17 protein-coding genes are annotated in these 21,807 nt (G+C 53.4%); 16 read left to right on the top strand and 1 reads right to left on the bottom strand.

The features are described from left to right. The first annotated feature begins 13 nt into the window (after positions 1-13). Positions 14-880 carry a PHP domain-containing protein gene (locus DP091_RS03845; protein ID WP_113057132.1) on the top strand — a complete coding sequence of 289 codons (867 nt, stop codon included), beginning with the start codon at positions 14-16 and terminating at the stop codon, positions 878-880. A gap of 174 nt (positions 881-1,054) precedes the next feature. Here DP091_RS03845 and DP091_RS03840 read toward each other — a convergent pair whose 3' ends face one another. After that, the gene (locus DP091_RS03840) at positions 1,055-2,812 is read right to left on the bottom strand and encodes an Rqc2 family fibronectin-binding protein (protein WP_113057131.1); all 1,758 of its coding nucleotides are present in this window, start codon (positions 2,810-2,812) and stop codon (positions 1,055-1,057) included. A 178-nt stretch (positions 2,813-2,990) separates the two neighbouring features. Here DP091_RS03840 and DP091_RS03835 point away from each other — a divergent pair, with 178 nt between their 5' ends. The 15 genes from DP091_RS03835 (at position 2,991) to pknB (ending at position 21,756) form a co-directional block, all read left to right on the top strand. Continuing rightward, positions 2,991-5,786: a calcium-translocating P-type ATPase, SERCA-type gene (locus DP091_RS03835; RefSeq protein ID WP_113057130.1), complete on the top strand. Its 2,796-nt coding sequence runs from the start codon at positions 2,991-2,993 to the stop codon at positions 5,784-5,786. Positions 5,787-5,861: 75 nt separating this feature from the next. After that, positions 5,862-6,695, top strand: a complete 834-nt coding sequence (gene dapF / locus DP091_RS03830) for a diaminopimelate epimerase (protein ID WP_113057259.1) — start codon at positions 5,862-5,864, stop codon at positions 6,693-6,695. Positions 6,696-6,881: 186 nt separating this feature from the next. Next, the gene (locus DP091_RS03825) at positions 6,882-8,753 is read left to right on the top strand and encodes a bifunctional homocysteine S-methyltransferase/methylenetetrahydrofolate reductase (protein ID WP_113057129.1); all 1,872 of its coding nucleotides are present in this window, start codon (positions 6,882-6,884) and stop codon (positions 8,751-8,753) included. Positions 8,754-8,791: 38 nt separating this feature from the next. Next, positions 8,792-9,679 carry a YicC/YloC family endoribonuclease gene (locus DP091_RS03820; protein ID WP_113057128.1) on the top strand — a complete coding sequence of 296 codons (888 nt, stop codon included), beginning with the start codon at positions 8,792-8,794 and terminating at the stop codon, positions 9,677-9,679. Between the two features lie 53 nt (positions 9,680-9,732). After that, a complete protein-coding gene (gene remA / locus DP091_RS03815) occupies positions 9,733-9,993 on the top strand; it encodes an extracellular matrix/biofilm regulator RemA (RefSeq protein WP_006209218.1) in 261 nt (86 codons plus the stop codon). 13 nt (positions 9,994-10,006) lie between these two features. Next, positions 10,007-10,579, top strand: a complete 573-nt coding sequence (gmk, locus tag DP091_RS03810) for a guanylate kinase (protein WP_071223696.1) — start codon at positions 10,007-10,009, stop codon at positions 10,577-10,579. 58 nt (positions 10,580-10,637) lie between these two features. Beyond that, positions 10,638-10,838: a DNA-directed RNA polymerase subunit omega gene (gene rpoZ, locus DP091_RS03805; RefSeq protein WP_113057127.1), complete on the top strand. Its 201-nt coding sequence runs from the start codon at positions 10,638-10,640 to the stop codon at positions 10,836-10,838. A gap of 124 nt (positions 10,839-10,962) precedes the next feature. Beyond that, positions 10,963-12,216, top strand: a complete 1,254-nt coding sequence (coaBC, locus tag DP091_RS03800; RefSeq protein ID WP_113057126.1) for a bifunctional phosphopantothenoylcysteine decarboxylase/phosphopantothenate--cysteine ligase CoaBC — start codon at positions 10,963-10,965, stop codon at positions 12,214-12,216. Beyond that, positions 12,216-14,744 (top strand): primosomal protein N', encoded by a 2,529-nt coding sequence (priA, locus tag DP091_RS03795; RefSeq protein WP_113057125.1) that lies wholly within the window; start codon positions 12,216-12,218, stop codon positions 14,742-14,744. The genes coaBC and priA overlap by 1 nt, the downstream gene beginning before the upstream one ends. 43 nt (positions 14,745-14,787) lie before the next feature. Then, entirely contained in the window at positions 14,788-15,282 is a 495-nt protein-coding gene (gene def, locus DP091_RS03790; protein WP_071223700.1) for a peptide deformylase, read from the top strand. After that, positions 15,279-16,220 carry a methionyl-tRNA formyltransferase gene (fmt, locus tag DP091_RS03785; protein WP_113057124.1) on the top strand — a complete coding sequence of 314 codons (942 nt, stop codon included), beginning with the start codon at positions 15,279-15,281 and terminating at the stop codon, positions 16,218-16,220. Before def ends, fmt begins: the two co-directional genes overlap by 4 nt. Before the next feature lie 50 nt (positions 16,221-16,270). After that, entirely contained in the window at positions 16,271-17,599 is a 1,329-nt protein-coding gene (gene rsmB / locus DP091_RS03780) for a 16S rRNA (cytosine(967)-C(5))-methyltransferase RsmB (protein WP_373456885.1), read from the top strand. Positions 17,600-17,779: 180 nt separating this feature from the next. After that, complete coding sequence (gene rlmN / locus DP091_RS03775; protein WP_113057122.1) at positions 17,780-18,820, top strand: dual-specificity RNA methyltransferase RlmN; 1,041 nt, start codon at positions 17,780-17,782, stop codon at positions 18,818-18,820. A gap of 6 nt (positions 18,821-18,826) precedes the next feature. Beyond that, on the top strand, positions 18,827-19,603 hold the full coding sequence (locus DP091_RS03770) for a Stp1/IreP family PP2C-type Ser/Thr phosphatase (protein WP_071223703.1): 777 nt from the start codon (positions 18,827-18,829) through the stop codon (positions 19,601-19,603). Further along, a complete protein-coding gene (pknB, locus tag DP091_RS03765; RefSeq protein WP_113057121.1) occupies positions 19,600-21,756 on the top strand; it encodes a Stk1 family PASTA domain-containing Ser/Thr kinase in 2,157 nt (718 codons plus the stop codon). The genes DP091_RS03770 and pknB overlap by 4 nt, the downstream gene beginning before the upstream one ends. Positions 21,757-21,807: the final 51 nt, after the last annotated feature.

Genomic DNA, 21,807 nt, shown 5'->3' with positions numbered 1-21,807 from the left:
GGGATTGATCGTCATGGATAAATCGATGGATCGAACAGGCTGCGACCTCCATACCCATACCCTGGCTTCGGACGGGATGAACACTCCTTCGGAGAACGTGCAGCTTGCTTTCGAGCGGGGACTTGGGGCGCTAGCTATAACGGACCATGACACGGTAGCAGGTGTCGAGGAGGCGCTGCAAGCCGGAGAACGCCTGAACATGATCGTGGTCCCTGGCGTAGAAATCAGCACCATGGCAGGCGGGACGGATATTCACGTCCTGGGTTATTACATAGATTACCGGGACCCCGTATTTCTGGAGCGGCTGGCAGAGCTCCGCCGTACGAGGGAGGAGCGCAATGAGAAGATCATGGCAAAGCTGAGAGGGCTTGGCATCGAGCTTACGATGGAGGAAGTGATCGGAGCCTTGGGGCGGCCGTTGGAACCCGATGAGAGCATCGGCCGCCCGCATATTGCGGATGCCCTGGTTCTTAAGGGGCATGCCCTCGATCTAAGGGATGCCTTCGACCGGTATCTCGCACAGGGCGCAGCTGCTTATGTGCCGCAGCCGCGGATTCATCCCAAGGAAGCCTGCGAATGGATACGCGAAGCCGGGGGCGTGCCGGTGCTTGCGCACCCTGGACTCTACGCCGATGATGCATTGGTAAAAGCGGTCATGGAAGAGGCTGCTTTCAAGGGGATTGAAGTCTATCATTCGGACCATGGGGCAGCAGAGGAGATGCGGTATTTGGAGATGGCCGAGGCATACGGTTTGATTGTGACCGCTGGATCCGATTACCATGGGGAGAGGCAGGGCCAGGTGTTCCATGGGGATATCGGCAGCCGCCAGGTATCCATCCAGGTATTGGACCAGCTTCAACAGGCCCGGGCAAGGGGCTAAGATCGACAACACCGCGCGGGTTTCGAGCGGAATAAGTTTGCGCTGCTCCGGCGGATTCGTATAGGAGAACCGCGGCATGACAGTAAGAAAAAACGGGTACTCCGGCTGGTCATACGACCTTTCGGATACCCGTTTTGTGGTTAAACTAACGATATATCGAGTTCGTTGCACATCTTAATTACGATTGTTTTTTACCGAACTGGGCATCGCCTTGATCCGCTGCTCGTCCGGTGTGACGAACAGCGTTTTTTGATTGTCATAAATGACAAACCCGGGTTTGGCTCCATTCGGTTTGCGCACATGGCGAATGAGCGTGTAGTCGACAGGAACGCTGCTGGATTCTTTGGCCTGACTGTAATAAGCCGCCAGCTGTGCCGCTTCCTGCAGCGTTGCATCCCCGTACTCGCTGCTTCGGATGACCACGTGAGAGCCCGGGATATCCTTGGTGTGCAGCCATGTATCATTTGAGGAAGCGAGACGGTTGGTTACGTATTCGTTTTGGAGATTGTTTTTTCCCACATATAGCTCGATGCCTTCGGATGAAGTATAGACATGCAGCGTCGGCTTATCGTTTTTCTTTTTTTTCTTCGTTTTACGATTGCGGTCTCTTAAATATCCCTGTTGGATCAGCTCGTCCCGGATTTCATCGATATCGCTCAAGGAAGCATGCGACAGCTGCTGCAGAAGATTCTCGATATAGTTGATCTCTTCGCGGGTTTTGATTAACTGTTCGTCGATGACCGCAAGGCTGTTCTTGTATTTGTTATATTTTTTGAAATAGCGCTGCGCATTGTCCGACGGAGTCAGGAGCGGATCCAGCGGAATGGTGACGGTCGCCTGCTCTTCATCATAGAAGTTGACCAGCTGGACCTCACGGTCGCCCTTCTGAATCTGGTGGAGCGAGGCGAAGAGCAGCTCGCCAAAAATACGATACCGGTCGGCATCCCCGGCTTCTTCCAAGTCCTTGTTCAGATTATCCAGCTTCTTGATGTTCTTCGTCCGTTCATTCTGCAGGAATCGGAGGAGGTCGCTTACCTTCTGTTTTACCGTATCCCGCTGCGCCTTATCCCCGTAATAATCCTCCATGCATCGACTGACCGACTCGTAGGTTGTAGTCTCGTCCACCAGTAAGGTCAGCGGAATGACGGAGAACACCGACTTTCCTTTGGCATTGACGCCTGTAACCGGCGTATATTGATGGTTGCGTACTTGTTCCATGACCTCATCAAATGCGCTCCACAGACTTCCGCAATCTTTTTCCCCTTCAAGCCCGTCTGGACTCCCTTCCCCTGCGCGGTTGGCAATTTCCTGGGCCGCGAGCGGACTGAGGCCGCTGAACGCGCCGACCAGCCATGGAACGGTCTGCTCCTCGCTCATCAGACAGGATTCCCGGAAGGCTTCCTGCAAGGTTTCGAGTGGATTCAGCTTGTGCTGCTCCGGCGGATTCGTATAGGAGAATCCCGGCATAACCACGCGGTAGCTGCTGATGGCTGGCGTCACATGGTTGATGCCGTCCAGAATGGTGCCGCTTGCGGGATCGAGCAGAATGATGTTGCTGTGTCTGCCCATGAGCTCGACGATGATTTTCTTGGAGGAAATATCCCCGAGTTCGTCACGCTGCCGGATTGTAATATGGATAATTCGTTCCATCCCCACCTGCTGGATGTCCTCGATGATGCCGCTCTCGCAATGCTTGCGCAGAATCATGCAAAACATAGGGGCTTCGGCCGGATTCAGAAAGGTCTCCTGCGTCAGGTGCACCCTGGGATACGTGGGGTTTGCGGATAGCAGCAGCTTGGCGTTTCCCTGCTGGGAGCGTATATGAAACACGATGTCCCGATCGTTCGGTTGATATATTTTATTAATCCGTGCGCCCCGGCATGATTGAAGCTCATGCACGATCGCACGTGTGACAATGCCGTCTAATGCCATCCTTCATTCTCCTATCTGTCTGTTACCCTTCCTATCGTACTTCTCTATGATGCCATATTTCCCTCAAAAACTTAAGGCCCCTTCTGTGATAATTCAGGACCTGTCCGAATACATTTACGTAGAAAGGGTGGAAAAGCTGTCATCCGCCGGAGCAAAACAACCGGGAGGGAAAGGAAGCATGGAACAAAAGCAATGGCATCAGATGGATACGGATGAGTTGCAGCAAGTGCTGCAAATGCATTCGGAGCAGGGCCTCACGGAAGAGGAAGCCGGGGAGAGACGAAAAAAAAGCGGCTATAATGAGCTCTCCGAGGGCGTTAAAATTTCTCCATTTGTTCTGTTCTTGAATCAATTTAAGGATTTCATGGTGCTGGTCCTCCTTGGAGCCACCCTGGTATCCGGTCTGCTGGGCGAGTATCTGGATGCCGTAACGATTGTAGCCATCATCCTGATCAACGGGATCCTCGGTTTCGTCCAGGAATTCAGGGCAGAACGGTCGCTTCGGGCTTTGAAGCAGCTGTCCGCGCCGACGTCCAGGGTCATCCGGGACGGCAAAGTGGTACAAGTTGCTGCTAGAGAGCTCGTACCTGGCGATGTCGTGCTCGTGGAGAGCGGAGACCGCATTCCGGCCGATGTTCGCTGGCTCGAGATCAACAGCTGCAGCGTCGAGGAGTCGGCCTTGACCGGCGAGTCCCTGCCGGTGAACAAACATGCCGAGCCGATTCGCGATGCGGATGTTCCGCTGGGCGACCGCAAGAACATCGGCTTTATGGGCACGATGGTGGCCCGCGGTACGGGCAAAGGCGTTGTCATCCGAACCGGCATGGATACGGAGATGGGCAAGATCGCCGATTTGATCCAGAACACGGAGTCACAGGAGACGCCGCTGCAGCATCGCCTCGAACAGCTGGGTAAAATCCTGATCGCCGTTTCACTGGGGCTTACGATTCTGGTTGTCGTAGCAGGCATTCTGCATGGACAGCCTGCCGCAGGCATGTTCCTCGCTGGAGTCAGCCTTGCGGTTGCGGCCATCCCCGAAGGGCTTCCGGCCATCGTTACGATCGCGCTCGCCCTCGGCGTCCAGCGCATGATTAAGCGCAAAGCGATCGTACGCAAGCTGCCTTCCGTGGAGACGCTGGGCTGTGCATCCGTAATCTGTTCGGACAAAACCGGGACGCTCACGCAGAATAAAATGACCGTAACCCAAGTTTGGCTGGGTGGTCGCTCATTGGAAGTGACCGGGCAGGGGTATGACCCGACGGGTCAGGTCCTTCATAGGGGCAAACCCGTCGAGCTTCGGTCCGACCAGGGATTGCGCAGATTACTGCAAATCAGCGGGCTGTGCAACAATGCCGAAATTTATGAGAACGTGCAGGAAGAAACGCGCAGCAAGCGCAAGAGCAAGGAAGAACCGGCAGCCGCTGCCTGGGAATTAAAAGGGGATCCGACGGAAGGAGCGCTGCTGACGCTATCGTACAAGATGGGATTGACAAAGGGAAGCCTGAACTCTATCTATCAGAGAGACAAGGAGTTTCCGTTTGATTCGGAGCGAAAGCTGATGTCCGTCATCGTCAGCCATCAGGGCGGGCGCTTGCTCTGCACGAAAGGCGCCCCGGATGTCCTGCTGGATGCATGCACTTATATCATGTGGGACGGAAACGTTGTGCCGCTTACCGCTACGCTCCGTCAAAAGGTGCTTGCCGCCAATGAAGGCATGGCTTCTGACGCGCTGCGCGTGCTTGGTTTGGCTTATCGGGATTTGCGTTCCTATGATAAGCCGGAAACGGAGAAAGAGGCCGAGAGCCAGCTTATCTTTGTCGGGCTGGCGGGGATGATCGATCCGCCGCGCCGTGAAGTGCGCGAGGCGATTGCAACATGCCGCCGTGCGGGCATCAAGACCGTCATGATCACGGGCGACCACCGGACGACGGCGGAAGCGATCGCAGCCCAGCTGGGCATCCTGCCAAGGAACGGCCTGTCGTTATCAGGCCAGGAGTTATCCCGGATGGATGACAAGGAGCTGGATGCGAGAGTGGATCAGACCTTTGTGTATGCCCGCGTCTCCCCTGAGCATAAGCTCCGCATCGTGAAGTCGCTTCAGCGTAAGGGGCATGTGGTTGCCATGACGGGGGATGGCGTGAACGACGCCCCAGCCATTAAAGCGGCGGATATCGGAATAGCCATGGGGATTACCGGTACAGACGTAACGAAGGAAGCGTCGTCGCTGGTGCTCAGTGACGATAACTTCTCCACGATTGTTTCGGCGATTGAGGAGGGGCGGAGCATCTATGAAAACATTCGCAAGTTTATCCGCTATTTGCTGGCTTCCAACGTCGGCGAAATTCTGACGATGTTTTTTGCGATGATGATGGGTCTGCCGCTTCCGCTCGTTCCGATCCAGATTCTGTGGGTGAACCTTGTTACGGATGGTCTCCCGGCTATGGCGCTCGGGGTGGATCAGCCGGAGAAGGATCTGATGGAGCACAAGCCGCGCGGAGCCAAGGAAAATATTTTTGCCAGACGGCTTGGTTGGAAAATCATCAGCCGCGGCATATTGATCGGCCTGTGTACACTTGGCGCATTTTGGATTACGCTTCGCATCGCGCCGAATGATCCGGACCAGTTGGCCAAAGCGCAGTCCGTTGCCTTTGCCACACTCGTCATGGCGCAGCTGATCCATGTGTTTGACTGCCGCAGCTCCCGTTCGATTTTCCACCGCAATCCGCTTCAGAACAAAGCGTTGGTGCTTGCAGTGCTGTCCTCGGTATTGCTGATGCTCGGCGTCATGTACATCGAGGCGTTTCAGCCGATCTTTAAGACCGTTCCATTGGATTTGAAAGAGTGGGCGCTGACACTCGTGGCCGCCGGCATACCTACCTTCCTGATGGGAGCGGGAAGCGTGTGGGGAGGCAGACGGAACCGCAACCGGAACCGCCGCAACATGATGACGAAGAGTGCAAATATTTCGGCATAAATTGAATGGATAGCCCATCCCCTCTGCGATATGCTAAGCACGAGCATAGCAATTGCAGAGGAGATGGGTTTTATGATGGAATTTACGAAAATGCATGGACTTGGCAACGACTTCGTTGTCGTATACGGCGAACAAGAACTTCCATCCAATGCATCCGAACAGGCCGTGAAGCTGTGCAATCGCTTTTTCGGCATCGGTGCAGACGGACTTGTATATATTTTGCCTTCCACGAAGGCTGACTTTATGATGCGGATCATGAACTCAGATGGTTCTGAAGCCGAACAATGCGGCAACGCCATTCGTTGTGTCGCGAAGTATGTATATGATCACGGTCATATTGACCGAGAGGAGATTACCATTGAAACCATCGGCGCCGGAGTACAGCAAGTGCGCCTTACGGTTCAGGACGGTCAAGTAAGCAGCGTGCGGGTCGATATGGGTGAACCGGTTCTGGATGGACTGAGCGTGCCTACATTGATCGATCTCCATCCGGTGGTGAATCATCCCATTGAAGTGGACGGCCGGGAATTCCGCTTCACCGCGGTATCCATGGGGAATCCGCACTGCGTCATTTATGTGGACGATGCCATTAACTTCGATCTCGGCGTATGGGGGCCCAAGCTTGAGGTGCACCCGCTCTTCCCGAGAAAGATCAACGTGGAGTTTGCGACGGTCAACTCACGGGGGCAAGTAGATATGCGGGTATGGGAGCGCGGAGCAGGGCCGACCTTGGCCTGCGGCACCGGCGCCTGCGCAACATTGGTGTCCTCGGTGCTGAATGGATTGACAGATCGCAGCGCAACAATCTCTCTTAAAGGCGGGGACTTGGTCATCGAGTGGGAGGAGTCCGACAATCATGTGTACATGACAGGGCCTGCCGAGGTCGTGTACGCAGGAACGCTCGCCTGATAGAGGGTCCGCCAGCCATGACAATCCCCACCTGCAAAAGCAAAAAAAACGTTGTTGTAAAGTTTGTCCTGTAGGGGTGGACACGGTAGGGAGGCCTTCAGAAGGCCTCCCTTTTGTCTCTTTATCTTTAGAGAGGTTTTATGATACATTAGTTGAAAATAAACGTCGGGTGGAGGGGAAAACGCGATGAAACCGAATCTTCGGCAGGCATGGGAGAATCAGGTACTGGTCGGTGATGGCGCGATGGGTACTTATTTATATCAAAAAGGATTTCCTGTGGGCATTTCATATGAAGAACTGAATCTAACCTCCCCGGAGGTCATCGGGAACGTTCATCGCCAGTATGTTGAGGCTGGTGCGCAGGTCATTGAGACGAACACGTTCTCTGCCAATCATGACAAGCTGTCCAAATACGGCTTGGAGGCGAAGGTAGGAGAGATTAACCGCGCAGGCGTTAGAATTGCGCGTGAAGCCGCTGGCGATAACGGATATGTAGTGGGTGCGGTAGGCTCCATTCGCGCGGGCAAAAGAAGCAACATTTCCACGAGCGAGCTCAAGCGTTATTTCGAAGAGCAGCTGTCGGTACTCATATCGGAAGGCGTTGACGGCATTCTGCTCGAAACGTTCTATGACGTAGATGAAATTCAATTGGCTTTGGCGCAGGCTCGCATGTTAAGCGACTTGCCGGTGATCTGCCAGTTTGCGGTGGAGGATATTGCCCGCACACTGGACGGCTTCACGATGCCGGATGCTTACCGCATCCTGAGTCAAGAAGGCGCGGACGTGATCGGCTTTAACTGCCGGACAGGTCCAAACGGCATCATGCGCGCGCTGGAAACCTTGAACGGCATTATGAATCTTCCGGCTTCGGTCTATCCGAATGCAGGGATCGCCGACTATGTGGACGGGGAATACCGGTATGGCGCGAGTCCCGAATATTTCGGAAAGACGGCACTGGAGTTTGCGGATCGTGGCGCACGGATTGTCGGCGGGTGCTGCGGAACGACGCCGGAGCATATTGCTGAAATTTCATCGGCGTTGTCCGGTTACGTGCCTGCGCCGCTTCCGATCGTCGAGGAGGCTGAAGTCAACCGGATCGTGATTCACGAGACGGCCCAAGAGCAATTTTACGAGCGCAGCGGGGAGCCGACGATTGTCGATATCGTGAAGGAGCGGCATACCGTTATCGTGGAGCTGGACCCTCCGAGGGATTTGGATATCACCAAGTTCATGAAAGGCGCGGAAGCTTTGAAAAAAGCGGGAGCCGATGCGCTGACCCTTGCGGATAACTCATTGGCCGTAACTCGTATGAGCAACATGGCGCTCGGCCATCTTGTACAAGCACGAACCGGGCTGCGACCGCTGATTCACATCGCTTGCCGTGACCGAAACCTGATCGGCACGCAGTCGCATATGATGGGCTTTGATGCGCTCGGCATAGACCATGTGCTTGCGGTGACCGGGGATCCTGCACGCTTCGGGGATTTGCCGGACTCCAGCTCGGTTTACGACATGACCTCATTTGAAATCATCCGCATGATCAAACAGCTGAACGACGGCATTGCATTTTCCGGAAAGCCGCTGAAGCAGAAGGCCAAATTCGTTGTCGGCGCAGCGTTCAATCCCAATGTAAGGCATCTTGACAAGGCAGTTGCTCGCTTGGAGAAGAAGATTGCCTCCGGTGCGGATTATGTGATGACGCAGCCCGTGTACGATCCCGAGTTAATGGTTAGGCTGAGGGAAGCGACGGCACATCTGGACATCCCGATCTTTATCGGCATCATGCCGCTGGCAAGCGGACGGAACGCGGAGTATCTGCATAACGAGGTGCCGGGCATTCAGCTCTCGGACGAAGTCCGCAGCCGCATGGCCGGGCTTGAAGGCGAAGCGGGCCGGGCAATGGGTGTCAAGATCGGCAAGGAGCTGCTGGATGTTGCGACAGAGCACTTTAACGGCATATATTTGATGACGCCGTTTATGTTCTATGAAATGAGCGTACAATTAATGGAGTATGTCTGGGAGAAATCGGGCCGCCGATTGACCCCCTTGTTTCATTAATAATTATCAATTACAATAGTGTAATGGATGTGATTCCGATGTCATTGAGCATGACCGGATATGGGCAATCCGTTGTCGATTTTCAAGGTTACAGTATCTCTTTCGAAGTGAAGTCGGTCAATCATCGGTATTGTGAAATCGTCTTTCGTATGCCCCGTGAATGGGCCTGCTTCGAGGATTCACTTCGACGGACGGTACAGAGCCGAATCGGACGCGGACGGATTGATGTTTATATTAACAAGGAAAACAACGGCGAGTCCCAGGGTGCCGTGCTGAACCATACCATGGTTCAGGCGTATTTACAGGCAGCCGAGGATTTGAAGTCATATGGAATCAATGGAGATCTGGCGGTGCGGGATATTTTGTCGCTGCCAGATGTTCTTGTTAGTCCGAGCGGACTTCCCATGGATGAAGCGCAGCAGAAGTTATGGAATGATGCGCTTCTTCAAGGTCTTGAACAAGCGCTGGAGGGTCTGATCCAGATGCGCAGCAGGGAAGGCTCTTTTCTCGTGAAGGATATCGGGCAGAGGCTTGACCGATTACAGCAGCTTCACCGAGAAATGACCGAACTTGCTCCTGAAGTTCCGGAAGAGTACCGGAAGCGTCTGAGACAGCGCATAGAATCTCTTGATGACGGGTCGCTTGCTGTTGATGAACATATATTCGGAATGGAAGTTGCTCTGTTTGCTGAACGTTCCAATGTGGACGAGGAGTTGATTCGCCTTCACAGCCATTTGGAACAATGCAGAGAGCTGCTTCATCAGAAAAGCCCTGTAGGCCGTAAACTGGATTTTCTGATTCAGGAAATGAACAGAGAAGTCAATACGATTGGATCGAAAGCCAATCATCTGACTCTGGTAAACCGTGTTGTCGAAATGAAAGCGGAACTGGAGAAGATTCGCGAACAAGCCGCTAATGTGGAATGACCGCAGCTTCGTCGGCAAGTAAGAGTCAAATGTATAGGGGGAGCAACTGCACTATGGCAATCAAACTTATTAATATTGGCTTCGGAAACATCGTATCGGCCAATCGGATCATCTCAATCGTGAGTCCTGAATCGGCTCCGATCAAGAGGATCATTCAAGAAGCACGGGACCGTCATATGCTGATTGATGCTACATACGGCCGAAGGACACGGGCTGTTATCATTACGGATAGCGATCACGTGATTTTATCGGCTGTGCAGCCAGAAACGGTGGCTCACCGTCTGTCCAGCAAAGATGACGACAACGACGAATAAGATGAGGAGTACTATGTCTAGAGGATTATTGATTGTATTGTCCGGTCCTTCCGGAGTGGGTAAGGGAACCGTCTGTACGGCACTTCGCAGCCGGGTTCCGGAGCTGGTGTATTCGGTGTCGGCAACGACGCGTTCGCCACGGCTCGGTGAGGTACATGGTGTGAACTATTTTTTCAAAAGTCGGGAACAATTCATGGATATGATTGAGAACGACCAGCTTCTCGAATATGCGGAATACGTCGGGAACTATTATGGAACCCCGCGTGATTTTGTGGAAGAAACTTTAGCCTCCGGTAAGGATATTATACTGGAGATCGAAGTGCAGGGCGCACTGAAGGTCAAGGAGAAGTTTCCCGAGGGCATCTTTGTGTTTCTGATGCCGCCGTCGCTGGATGAACTGAAGGATCGGATCCAGGGCCGGGGAACAGAGAGTCAAGCGACCATCGACCACCGCATGTCCGTAGCGGTTGACGAAATCAATTTACTGCAGCATTATGATTATGCGGTAGTGAATGATGAAATCAATCTCGCTTGTGAGAGAATACAATCTATCATTATTGCCGAACATTGTAAGGTGAGAAAGTAAGCTGTCATTTCATAGACGGTGCTAACTTTCAAGTAAAAGAAGAAGAGGTGCTTCGACCGTGTTATATCCATCCATTGATGAAATGATGAATAAAGTAGACAGTAAATATTCTCTTGTGGTTGCGGCTTCCCGCCGTGCACGCCAACTGCGTGAAGGCGGAGTCAGCGAGTTGAAACATCCGAAATCCCATAAGTTTGTCGGTGTCGCTTTGGAAGAAATCTATGGCGATTACGTGAAAATCGAGCGGGGACAGGACTAAGGCTTTTTTTTCAATATTTGAATAACATGCGTTAGCGCGCGAAAATGTGACAACCGAAAGGTTGTTATTTTTTTGAGAAGATATGATAACGTAGCCTTTATACAATGGAAAGCGGGGGATTGTCATGTTGAACGGAAAAGTCATTGTGCTTGGCGTTACAGGTGGCATTGCCGCGTATAAAGCAGCGACTTTATGCAGCAGGCTTGTCCAGAGGGGAGCGGATGTGCATGTCATTATGACGGAATCCGCGAAGCAGTTTATTCCGGAATTAACGCTACAAACGCTGACCAAAAACCCGGTTTATAGCGATACCTTTGATGAACGGGACCCCTCGGTCGTTTCGCATATCCACTTGGCCGACCTGGCCGATTTGGTACTGATCGCTCCGGCCACAGCCAATGTTATCGGCAAGATGGCACATGGCCTGGCGGATGACATGCTGACCACGACGCTGCTCGCGACGACGGCTCCCGTCATGATCTCGCCGGCAATGAACGTGCATATGTACACGCACCCGGCCGTCATGGCCAATATGGAGACGCTGGTCTCCCGCGGGGTGTCCATGATTGAACCCGGAGAGGGGCTTCTGGCTTGCGGATATGTCGGAAAGGGACGGATGGAAGAGCCTGATACGATTGTTGACGTGGTTGAACGGTTTTTCCGAGATCGCGGGGCACAATCTGTGGCGTCGAATGAGGAGAAAGCAAGCAGCTCCACAGGCATATTGCACGGCAAAAAAGTGGTTGTCACGGCCGGAGGCACCATTGAGCGCATTGATCCGGTCCGGTATATAACGAATGATTCTTCCGGGAAAATGGGATTTGCGATCGCAAAAGCGGCCAAGCAGCTGGGAGCGGATGTTCACCTCATTGCCGCTCATACCGATGAAGCTCCACCAGAGGGAATCAAGGTGGAAAGAGTGGAATCGGCCCAAGATATGTACGACGCGGTGCAACGCGTATTCGAGCATAGTGATATCGTGGTCAAGGCGGCCGCTGTTGCCGATTATCGCCCAGCTGAGGCAGCGACATCTAAGATCAAAAAGCGCGGGGAGACCATGACGCTGGATCTTGTCAAAACAACCGACATTCTGGAGAGCCTGGGACGCCAAAAAACCTCCCAGTTCTTAATCGGATTTGCGGCCGAGACCGATACAGTGGAGCAGTTCGCCAGAGAAAAGCTGAAACGCAAAAATTGCGATCTGATCGTTGCTAACGATGTTACACAGGCAGGAGCGGGCTTTGGCACGGATACGAACAGCGTTCATATCTTTGATGCAGAAGGGCTGGTCCTGCAGCTTCCAGTGATGTCCAAGGAGGAAGTGGCCCAGAGGCTGTTGACACTGGCGGCTGATCGGTTATCCGGGAGGTCATCCTGATGGAAATGGCACGAGTGATTGTGGACGTGCCGTCCAAGGATACGGACCGGCCTTTTGATTATTTGATTCCTGAGGAACTTCGGCCCTGGGTCGAGGTAGGCAGCCGGGTCGGGGTGCCGTTCGGGCACCGTACGCTCCAGGGATTCGTGGTCTCTCTGCATCCCCGGCCCGAGATGGATACGGCCAAAATGAAGCCGATTCAGGAAGTCCTCGATGTGATGCCGCCGCTTTCGCCTGAGCTGATTGAGCTTGGCGAATGGATGAAGGAGCGTTACGCATGCCGATATATATCGGTTCTGCAATCGATGCTGCCTACGGCGCTGAAAGGGAAGGCGGAGCGGTACATCTCCATTGGCGATTCAGACACGCTGCAGACGGATCAAACCGACGGATTATTTGCGCTCCTGCCCGAAAGTGAGTCGGAGCAGGAGATCATCCGCTTTGTCAGTCAGAAAGGCGAGGTTTCGCTCCAGCAGCTAACGCGGGCATTTCCGGATGGCGCTGCTATCATTAAAGCGCTAATCAGCCGAGGACGGCTTAGCGAATTCCAGCAAATCAAGGATAAACTGCAGAAAAAAACGATAAAAGCGGTAGAGCTTGCCGTATCGAGCGAGGAAGCATATCAGGCACTGGCTTCATTTCCGGCCAAGGCTCAGCGTCAGAAGGAAGTGCTCCAATATATTTTGGAGATGGAAGCATTTCTGCCGATATCGCAGAAGGATCTGCTCCAGACGCTGGGTGTCACCGCAGGCACCGTGAAGGGCCTGGTCGATAAAGGGCTGATTACCCTTGAGGATATCGAAGTGTTCCGCGATCCGTATCGAGGGCGGCATTTTACGCCTAGCACCCCGCTGGCGCTTACACCGGAGCAGCAAGCGGTGTATCGCAGCATCGTGCACAAGCTGGATGAACGCAAGCATGGCGTATTTCTCCTGCACGGAGTGACGGGCAGCGGTAAGACCGAAATCTACCTGCAGACGATTCAGCGATGTCTCGAACAGGAGCGTCAAGCGATTGTGCTGGTGCCCGAAATATCACTGACACCGCAAATGGTGGAACGGTTCAAAGCCCGTTTCGGCGATCGTGTGGCTGTCATGCACAGCCGGCTTTCAGATGGAGAGCGTTACGATGAATGGCGGAAAATAAGAGAAGGCCGGGCGTCCGTTGTCGTGGGCGCACGATCGGCGGTATTTGCTCCGTTTAACCGTTTGGGATTGATCATTATGGATGAAGAGCATGAAGGCTCTTATAAGCAGGAAGAAACACCGAAGTACCATGCCCGGGATGTTGCGATTCACCGTGCCCAGCTGACCGGCGCAGCCGTCATACTGGGTTCGGCAACGCCTTCGCTCGAGAGTTACCATGCGGCGAGATCGCAAGCTCAGGATGATTTTGCGCCTCATCTGCTGGAGATGCCGAGCCGTGCGCTGGGCAACAAGCTGCCCGAGGTCCAGGTCGTGGACATGCGGGAGGAGCTTCGTGAAGGAAATCGCTCCATGTTCAGCCGCTCTCTGCACACCGCGATTTCGGCAAGGCTGGAACGAGGGGAACAGACGGTGCTGCTGCTGAATCGGCGGGGCTACTCCACGTTTGTCATGTGCCGGAGCTGCGGATATGTGGCAGGCTGTCCGGAATGCGACATTTCGCTGACCTATCATCAGAAATCGAATAATTTGCGCTGCCACTATTGCGGTTATGCCGCCCAAGCGCCGGAGGTTTGCCCGGATTGCGGAAGCGAGCATATACGTTATTTCGGGACTGGCACACAGCGTGTCGAGGAAGAATTGGCCAAGCTGTTTCCCGGCATCCGCGTCATTCGGATGGACGTGGATACCACGACCGAGAAGGGCTCACATGAGAAGCTGCTGAAGCAGTTTCGGGATAAAAAAGGGGACGTGCTGCTAGGCACCCAGATGGTCGCCAAGGGCCTGGATTTCCCTGATGTCACCCTGGTCGGCGTCATAACGGCCGATTCAGCGTTGAACCTGCCGGATTTTCGGGCGGCGGAAAAGACGTTTCAGCTGCTCACGCAGGTTGCCGGAAGAGCAGGCCGCCATCAGCTGCCGGGTGAAGTGGTTATCCAATCCTATACCCCGGAGCACTATTCGATTATCCATGCAAGCAGCCATGATTATTTATCCTTCGTCAAGGACGAGCTGAAACACCGCAAAGCGCTCCATTATCCGCCGTATTGCAGGCTGATCCTGGTGACGCTGTCGCATGAACAGCTGCCGCTGCTGGTAAGAATGGCGGAGAATTTTGCTGCTACCATCAAAAGCGAATCCGACCGCCGGGGATGGTTTGGAAGCCTGGACCGATTCGACGCAAGCGCGCTTGATATACTTGGTCCGGTAGCCTCCCCTATTCCGCGGCTAAAAAATAGATACAGATTTCAATGTATGATAAAATGGCGGGGAACGATGGATGCTGTCTCGCTGGTGCGCTCGGTTGCCGAGAAGCTGCAGGATTCGGCGCGGGACAGCAAGCTCCAGATCAGTATTGACGTAGATCCGCAAATGTTAATGTAATACAGCATATAATGATGAAAAGCACAAGGATGGTGTCATAGACATGGCGATTCGTATTATCGTTAAAGAGCCGGATGAGGTTCTTCATAAAAAGGCAAAGGAAGTTACCAAAATTACGCCGAACGTTCAAAAGCTTCTGGACGATATGGCGGATACCATGTACGATGCGGAAGGCGTCGGACTGGCTGCGCCGCAGGTCGGCATTCTGAAGCGTCTGATCGTGATCGACGCCGGTGACGAGCACGGCTTGATCAAAATGATCAATCCGGAGATCGTGGAGAGCGAAGGCGAGCAATTCGGGCCGGAAGGCTGCCTGAGCATTCCAGGATGGAACGGGGATGTGCGCCGTGCGGAGAAGGTGACGGTTAAGGGGCTTGACCGCGAAGGCAATGAGCTTGTCATTACAGGTACAGGGCTGCTTGCGCGAGCGTTTCAGCATGAAATCGATCATCTGAACGGAGTGCTGTTTACGGAAATCGCTGACCGGGTGTATGAGTATGTTCCGGAACAGCCGAGAAAAGAGCTGGAGAACCGATGAATATCGTATTTATGGGCACCCCGGCCTTTGCAGTACCCAGTCTTGAAATGTTGATAGCCGAAGGTTATTCCATTGTCGCCGTTGTTACGCAGCCTGACCGTCCGCAAGGGCGCAAAAAGGTGTTGACCCCAACGCCGGTTAAGGAAGCCGCTCTTCGTCACGGCATTCCTGTTCTGCAGCCGCAGCGCCTGCGGAATCCGGAAGCTGTGGCCGAGCTGGCTGAGTATAAGCCGGATTTGATTGTCACCGCCGCCTATGGTCAAATCCTGCCGAAATCGGTGCTGGATATGCCGTCACTGGGCTGTCTCAATGTCCACGGCTCGCTGCTCCCCGCTTACCGGGGAGGCGCTCCGATTCAGCGCAGTATCATCAACGGAGAATCCGTAACAGGCATCACGCTGATGTATATGGCGGAGGGGCTCGACACGGGCGACATGATCGCCCGCATCGAGGTTCCCATTGAGGATGACGATACGGCCGGGACCATGTTTGAGAAGCTGAGCCAAGCCGGCGCGGAGCTGCTGCAATCGGAGCTGCCGCGGCTTGTGAAGGGCAAGGTGGATGCCGAGCCCCAGGATGAGACGAAGGCAACGTATGCTCCGAACCTGACCCGGGATGACGAAAGAATCGACTGGACTCGCACTTCCCGCGAAATTTATAATCAAATACGCGGTCTGGTTCCTTATTCCGGCGGATTTACGCTCTGGAATGGGGATGTGTTCAAAGTATGGACGGCGGCTAAGCCGGACAGCGCACAGACCCTATCTAACGATGCACAGCCAGGAACCGTGCTAGAGCTTCACGAGAAGGGGATTGTTGTCAAAACAGGTGATGGCACGCTAACGCTGTTAACCGTTCAGCCCAGCGGCAAAAAGGCAATGGATGCAGCGCAATTCGTGCGTGGGACGAGCCTGACGGTCGGGACGGTGTTGACGTGAGCGGGAACCGCAGGCCGAAGGGACGCCTGGACTCTCCTCGGGAGTTGGCGATGGACGTATTGACTCAGGTTGAGCAGGAGGGGGCGTACAGCAACCTCCTGCTCAACTCCGCTCTGCAGAAGTCCTCGCTTGCGAAGAGCGACGCGGGACTTGCCACAGAGCTGATCTATGGCACGATCTCAAGACTTAACACGCTCGATTATTTTTTGGACAAGTTTGTCAACAAAGGGGTACAGAAGCTTCAACCGTGGGTAAGAGCACTGCTTCGCATCAGTCTGTATCAGGTCGTATATCTGGATCGGATTCCGGATCACGCGGTTGTCAGCGAAGCCGTTAATCTGGCGAAGCGCCGCGGGCATCAAGGGATCTCCGGCATGGTGAACGGGGTGCTTCGGAATATTCTGCGCCAGAAGGAAAGTTTGGCGATCCCAGAGAATATGCCCCCGGCCCAGCGCATCTCCCTGCAGCATTCCCACCCGTTGTGGCTGGTGGAGCGCTGGATATCCCAGTACGGGATCGAGACGGCAGAGGCGATCTGTGCCGCAAACAACGAACCGCCGGCCGTCAGCGTGAGAGTGAACACCACGATGATCAGCCGTGACGACATGCTGAAATTAATGAGCAGCCAGAACTATGAAGCTGCCCCGTCGCCGCTTAGTCCCTACGGGATTGTCGTAAGGGGAGCGGGCAATATGGCCTTGACGGATTGGTACCGGGATGGAATGATCTCGATCCAGGATGAAAGCTCCATGCTGGTCGCTGAAGCTGTTAAGCCTGAGCCGGGAATGCGGGTGCTGGATTGCTGCGCAGCCCCGGGTGGCAAGAGCGCCCACATGGGCGAGCTGATGAAGGATGAGGGCAGCATTGTCGCCAACGACATTCATGCTCATAAAGGCAAGCTGATATCGGATCAGGCCGGCCGCTTGGGATTGGATAGCATTTCGATCGTGACCGGGGACGCGCTGGATTTGGTTGACCGCTTCGAACCTGCGTCTTTTGACCGAATATTGCTGGATGCTCCGTGCTCGGGCCTTGGCGTCATCCGCCGCAAGCCCGATCTGAAGTGGGGCAAGTCACAGGAGGACATCCATGAAATAGCGGCGCTGCAGCTGAGGCTGCTGGAGTCGGTCTCCACGCTGCTTCGTCCCGGAGGGCTTTTGGTGTACAGCACGTGCACGATTGAGCCGCTGGAGAATGAAGGGGTTGTGTCTGCTTTTCTGGATAGCCATTCCGGGTTTGGAATCGCGGAAGATGGTCTTGGAGACTTAAGCCGGCTGGAAGGGAAATCGCTTCAGCGGGGAGGCGGGATTCAAATTCTGCCCCAGCACTACCATAGTGACGGCTTTTACATCGCAAGACTCGGCAGACGTCCCTCTTAAGGGCTCCGCCGCCATGACTATAGTCGTATCCCGCCAATGCCGGCGGGTTTTCCTCTTTTACCGTCTCTTTTATTTATGTTAGAATAGGAAGAATGAAAAAAGAGATGCATATGAATGTAATAGGGAGCGTTCGGAAGTATACGGGCTGGACATCCTCTAAATTAGACAGGTGTGGTGAGAATGAAACCTTTTATATATGATTATTCACTGGAAGAGCTTCAAGCATGGGCTCAAGAGAACGGGGAGCCCGCGTTTCGGGGAACCCAGATTTATGACTGGCTGTACGTGAAGCGGGTGAACGACTTCGCGGAAATGACGAATCTTTCCAAGGAGCTTCGGGGCAAGCTGGAGGAGGAATTCAGTTTCGTTACCTTGACGGAAATCACCAAGCTGGAATCGAAGGACGGAACGGTCAAGTTTCTGTTCGGCCTGCATGATGACCATGCGATCGAGACCGTCATCATGAGGCACAACTACGGCAACAGCATCTGTGTTACAACGCAGGTTGGCTGCCGTATCGGATGTACGTTCTGCGCATCCACACTGGGTGGCCTGAAGCGAAATCTGACCTCCGGCGAGATTGTTGCCCAAGTGGTCCAGGCGCAGAAGATTCTCGATAAAACGGGAGAACGTGTTAGCAGCATCGTCATTATGGGCTCAGGCGAACCGTTTGAGAATTATGAAGCGACCATGAAGTTCCTGCGCACGATGATTCATGAAAAAGGATTGAATATCGGCCAGCGCCACATTACCGTTTCGACGAGTGGCATTGTGCCTAACATCTATAAATTCACGGAAGAGGATACCCAGATCAATCTGGCCATCTCCATTCATGCACCGAACGATAAGCTGCGCTCCAAGCTAATGCCTGTTAACCGTCGTTTCCCGTTTGACGATGTGATTGAGTCGCTTCGTTATTATCAAGCAAAAACCGGACGCCGCATTACGTTTGAATACGCCTTGATCGGCGGCGTAAATGATCAGGTTGAGCATGCCGAAGAGCTTGCGGACGTCATTAAGGATATGAACTGCTTCGTCAATCTGATTCCGGTTAACCATGTGCCGGAACGGAAATATGTTCGCACATCGCGTAACGATATTTTCAAATTTCAACGTGCGTTAGCAGACAAGGGGGTCAATGTGACCATCCGTCGTGAACAAGGCCACGATATCGCTGCCGCTTGCGGTCAGCTGCGGGCCAAGCATATGGAGTTGAGGTGAGAAGATTTGATCAAGACGGTTCATGTAAGCCATGTGGGGCGCGTTCGTCCTGTTAATGAAGATTCGGTATTTGTTAGCACACTGGAGCATGGCTATACCTTGGGTGTGGTTGCTGACGGTATGGGAGGTCACCTTGCGGGTGACACCGCCAGCAGACTTGCGGTAGATACCGTAGCCGAGGATTTGTCCTCTTTGGAGGAGGACATGTCCATGGAAAGTATTCGGGCTGCGCTTGGTGATGCCATATTGCATGCCAATGCTGTTATCTATCGGGAAGCCTCGGCTGATGAGCGGCTTCACAATATGGGCACGACGATTGTAGCGGTGCTGCTGCGGGGTTCCGAAGGTTATATCGGACATATCGGGGACAGCAGGGCTTACAAAGTCGTTCCCGGACAAGTGATTCGACTCACAGATGATCACACATTGGTTAATGAGCTTTTTAAGAGTGGTCAGATTACGGAAGATCAACTGGAAACCCATCCCCGGAAAAACGTATTAAGCCGGGCGCTTGGAACGGATGTGGATGTGACGGTTGAGCTTACACCGGTTACGATCGGAGAAGGCGAAGTGCTGCTGCTCTGCAGCGACGGGCTCAGCAACCGGGTCAGCCGCGAGCTGATCGGACAAATTTCCGGTTCACTTGACCTTCCTCTGGAGGAAAGAGCGGATCGCCTGCTTCAACTGGCACTTCTTGCCGGCGGTGAGGACAACATCACGGTCGCAATGTTTGAACATCAAGAAGAAGTTGTCGGGCAACGTATAAAGGGGTGGGATTCATGATCGGACATGAATTGGCTGGTCGTTATAAAATTATAGAACGCATCGGTGGCGGTGGCATGGCGCTGGTCTACAAGGCTCAGGATATTTTGCTGAACCGGAATGTAGCGATCAAAGTGCTGCGCCAGCAGTTTGTGCACGACGAGGAATTTATCCGCCGTTTCCGGCGTGAGGCACAATCAGCGGCTTCGTTGTCGCATTCCAACGTGGTCAGCATCTATGATGTGGGCCAAGAGGAAGATGTGCATTACATCGTCATGGAATATATCGAAGGACAGAACTTGAATGAAATCATAAAAGAACGGGCACCGCTGCAGGTGGAAGAAGCTGTGCGGATTGCTACCCAGATTTGCGATGCGCTGGGACACGCTCATCATAACCAGATCATTCACCGGGATATTAAACCGCATAATATTCTGATTGGCCGTAATGGGAGGGTCAAAGTAACGGACTTTGGCATTGCCAGGGCGGTCACGTCGACAACCATTACGCAGACAGGCTCCGTTGTGGGCTCTGTGCATTATTTCTCGCCGGAGCACGCCAAGGGCGTCGTTACGGGCGAGAAATCGGATTTATACTCCCTTGGTATTGTGTTATATCAAATGCTTACGGCCCGTCTTCCTTTTCTGGGCGAGAGCCCGATTAGTGTTGCTCTGAAGCATCTCCAGGAGGAATTTGATGAGCCTAGAGAAGTAAACCCGCTCATTCCTCAAAGCGTGGAGAACATCATCCTGAAGTCCATGCGCAAAAACCCGGAGGAGCGTTATCAGTCCGCGGAAGAGATGATGGACGATCTTGAGACGTGCTTGATGCCGATGCGACTGAACGAACCGAAGATGGAGTTTGAGGACGATGCCGATTCTACCCTGGTCATGCCAGCGCTCAAAACGATGCAGCGCAGCAGTCAGCATCATCATGACGATGACGACGACTCGGATGACGAGGAGTTTGAGGCAAAGCCGACCGGCAAATCGAAGAAAAAATGGGTCAAGCCGACCATCATCATCGGTTCGGTGCTCCTGTTCCTCGGCCTTATGTTTGGTGTTGTCATGTATGTGAACAACATGCTGGAGGTACCGGAGGTTAAGGTGCCGCCAGTTGTAGGTATGACGGAGGAGGATGCGATCCGCGAGCTTGAGGCCAAAGGCTTGACGGTGAATGAGGAAGTCATTCGTGAATATAAACCGAATGTGGACGAAGGCATCGTGTTTGCCCAGGACAAGGAAGCTGAGACCATGCTGAAGAAGGGGTCGCCGGTTCAATTGTCGGTTGGGGATGCGAAGCCGCTCAAGAGCATGCCAAGCCTTGATGGGATGACGTTTGATGAGGCTGTTGCTGCGTTAAAAGAGATCGGAGTTAATAAAACCTCCATTAAGCAAACTTCTGAGAAAAATGATGATGTGCCTGAAGGCAAGATTTTTAAACAAAGCCCAGAAGCCGGTTCACCAATCGATCCCGATAAGGATGAAATCAACGTAACGGTAAGCGAGGGCAAGAATCTGGTCCCAATGCCGGGCGTGGTTGGCTTAGAGCAGGAGAATGCCGTCAAAATATTGGAGTCCAATGGCTTTACGGTTGAGGCAATCAAAGAGAGATCCAGTTATGAAGTGAAGAAGGGCATCGTAGTAGAGCAGTGGCCGCATGAGGCCAATGAACAGGTTGTTCCAGGCTCCAAAATCACGCTCTTCGTAAGCTCAGGCTACCCTTCGGATGCGCTTGAGTATAATTACAGCGTACCGGTCTCACCAAGCGTGGAAGGCCAAGAAAGCAAAATACGGGTCGTTTTCACCGATGCGCTGGGAGAAAACCAGGAAGCCGTGAACAAGACCATAACGACCTCGGAAATGGTACCTGTTAAGCTGCTGCTGGCTCCCGACAAGCATGCAACCGTGATGATCTTCCGTGACGGTCGCCAGGTGGATACGTACAGCGTAAGTTACAGCGATGTCAAGAACGGTACCGTGCCGCAGCCGACCTTTGAACAACCGCCCGTTGAACCTGATGTACCGGTGGACACTAATCCGGATGAAGGAAATGGCGAGGAAGGTTCGAATGAGGAAGATGATGCTGCTTATCATTGGGACTCCGGGAACAATGGAAACGGCAATGGCAATGGAAACGGCAATGGCAATGGCAAAGGTAATGACAACGATTAGAAACAAGTCGTGAGAACACTAAATTTCAACAAGAAAGGTGAGGCCTATTAT

It is taken from the genome of Paenibacillus sp. MDMC362 (assembly GCF_003269305.1).
Classification (GTDB): domain Bacteria; phylum Bacillota; class Bacilli; order Paenibacillales; family Paenibacillaceae; genus Paenibacillus_AQ.
Note: the sequence above shows the minus strand (reverse complement) of the source record. Positions and strands in the feature narration are given on the sequence as shown.

What these genes read in the sequence shown, in the direction of transcription:
- priA (WP_113057125.1), top strand. Translation starts at nt 12,216, where the DNA reads ATGGAAATGGCACGAGTGATTGTGGACGTGCCGTCCAAGGATACGGAC.
- rsmB (WP_373456885.1), top strand. Translation starts at nt 16,271, where the DNA reads ATGGACGTATTGACTCAGGTTGAGCAGGAGGGGGCGTACAGCAACCTC.
- remA (WP_006209218.1), top strand. Translation starts at nt 9,733, where the DNA reads ATGGCAATCAAACTTATTAATATTGGCTTCGGAAACATCGTATCGGCC.
- DP091_RS03845 (WP_113057132.1), top strand. Translation starts at nt 14, where the DNA reads ATGGATAAATCGATGGATCGAACAGGCTGCGACCTCCATACCCATACC.
- fmt (WP_113057124.1), top strand. Translation starts at nt 15,279, where the DNA reads ATGAATATCGTATTTATGGGCACCCCGGCCTTTGCAGTACCCAGTCTT.
- DP091_RS03820 (WP_113057128.1), top strand. Translation starts at nt 8,792, where the DNA reads ATGTCATTGAGCATGACCGGATATGGGCAATCCGTTGTCGATTTTCAA.
- DP091_RS03825 (WP_113057129.1), top strand. Translation starts at nt 6,882, where the DNA reads ATGAAACCGAATCTTCGGCAGGCATGGGAGAATCAGGTACTGGTCGGT.
- coaBC (WP_113057126.1), top strand. Translation starts at nt 10,963, where the DNA reads ATGTTGAACGGAAAAGTCATTGTGCTTGGCGTTACAGGTGGCATTGCC.
- dapF (WP_113057259.1), top strand. Translation starts at nt 5,862, where the DNA reads ATGGAATTTACGAAAATGCATGGACTTGGCAACGACTTCGTTGTCGTA.
- gmk (WP_071223696.1), top strand. Translation starts at nt 10,007, where the DNA reads ATGTCTAGAGGATTATTGATTGTATTGTCCGGTCCTTCCGGAGTGGGT.
- pknB (WP_113057121.1), top strand. Translation starts at nt 19,600, where the DNA reads ATGATCGGACATGAATTGGCTGGTCGTTATAAAATTATAGAACGCATC.
- DP091_RS03835 (WP_113057130.1), top strand. Translation starts at nt 2,991, where the DNA reads ATGGAACAAAAGCAATGGCATCAGATGGATACGGATGAGTTGCAGCAA.
- rlmN (WP_113057122.1), top strand. Translation starts at nt 17,780, where the DNA reads ATGAAACCTTTTATATATGATTATTCACTGGAAGAGCTTCAAGCATGG.
- DP091_RS03840 (WP_113057131.1), bottom strand. Translation starts at nt 2,812, where the DNA reads ATGGCATTAGACGGCATTGTCACACGTGCGATCGTGCATGAGCTTCAA.
- def (WP_071223700.1), top strand. Translation starts at nt 14,788, where the DNA reads ATGGCGATTCGTATTATCGTTAAAGAGCCGGATGAGGTTCTTCATAAA.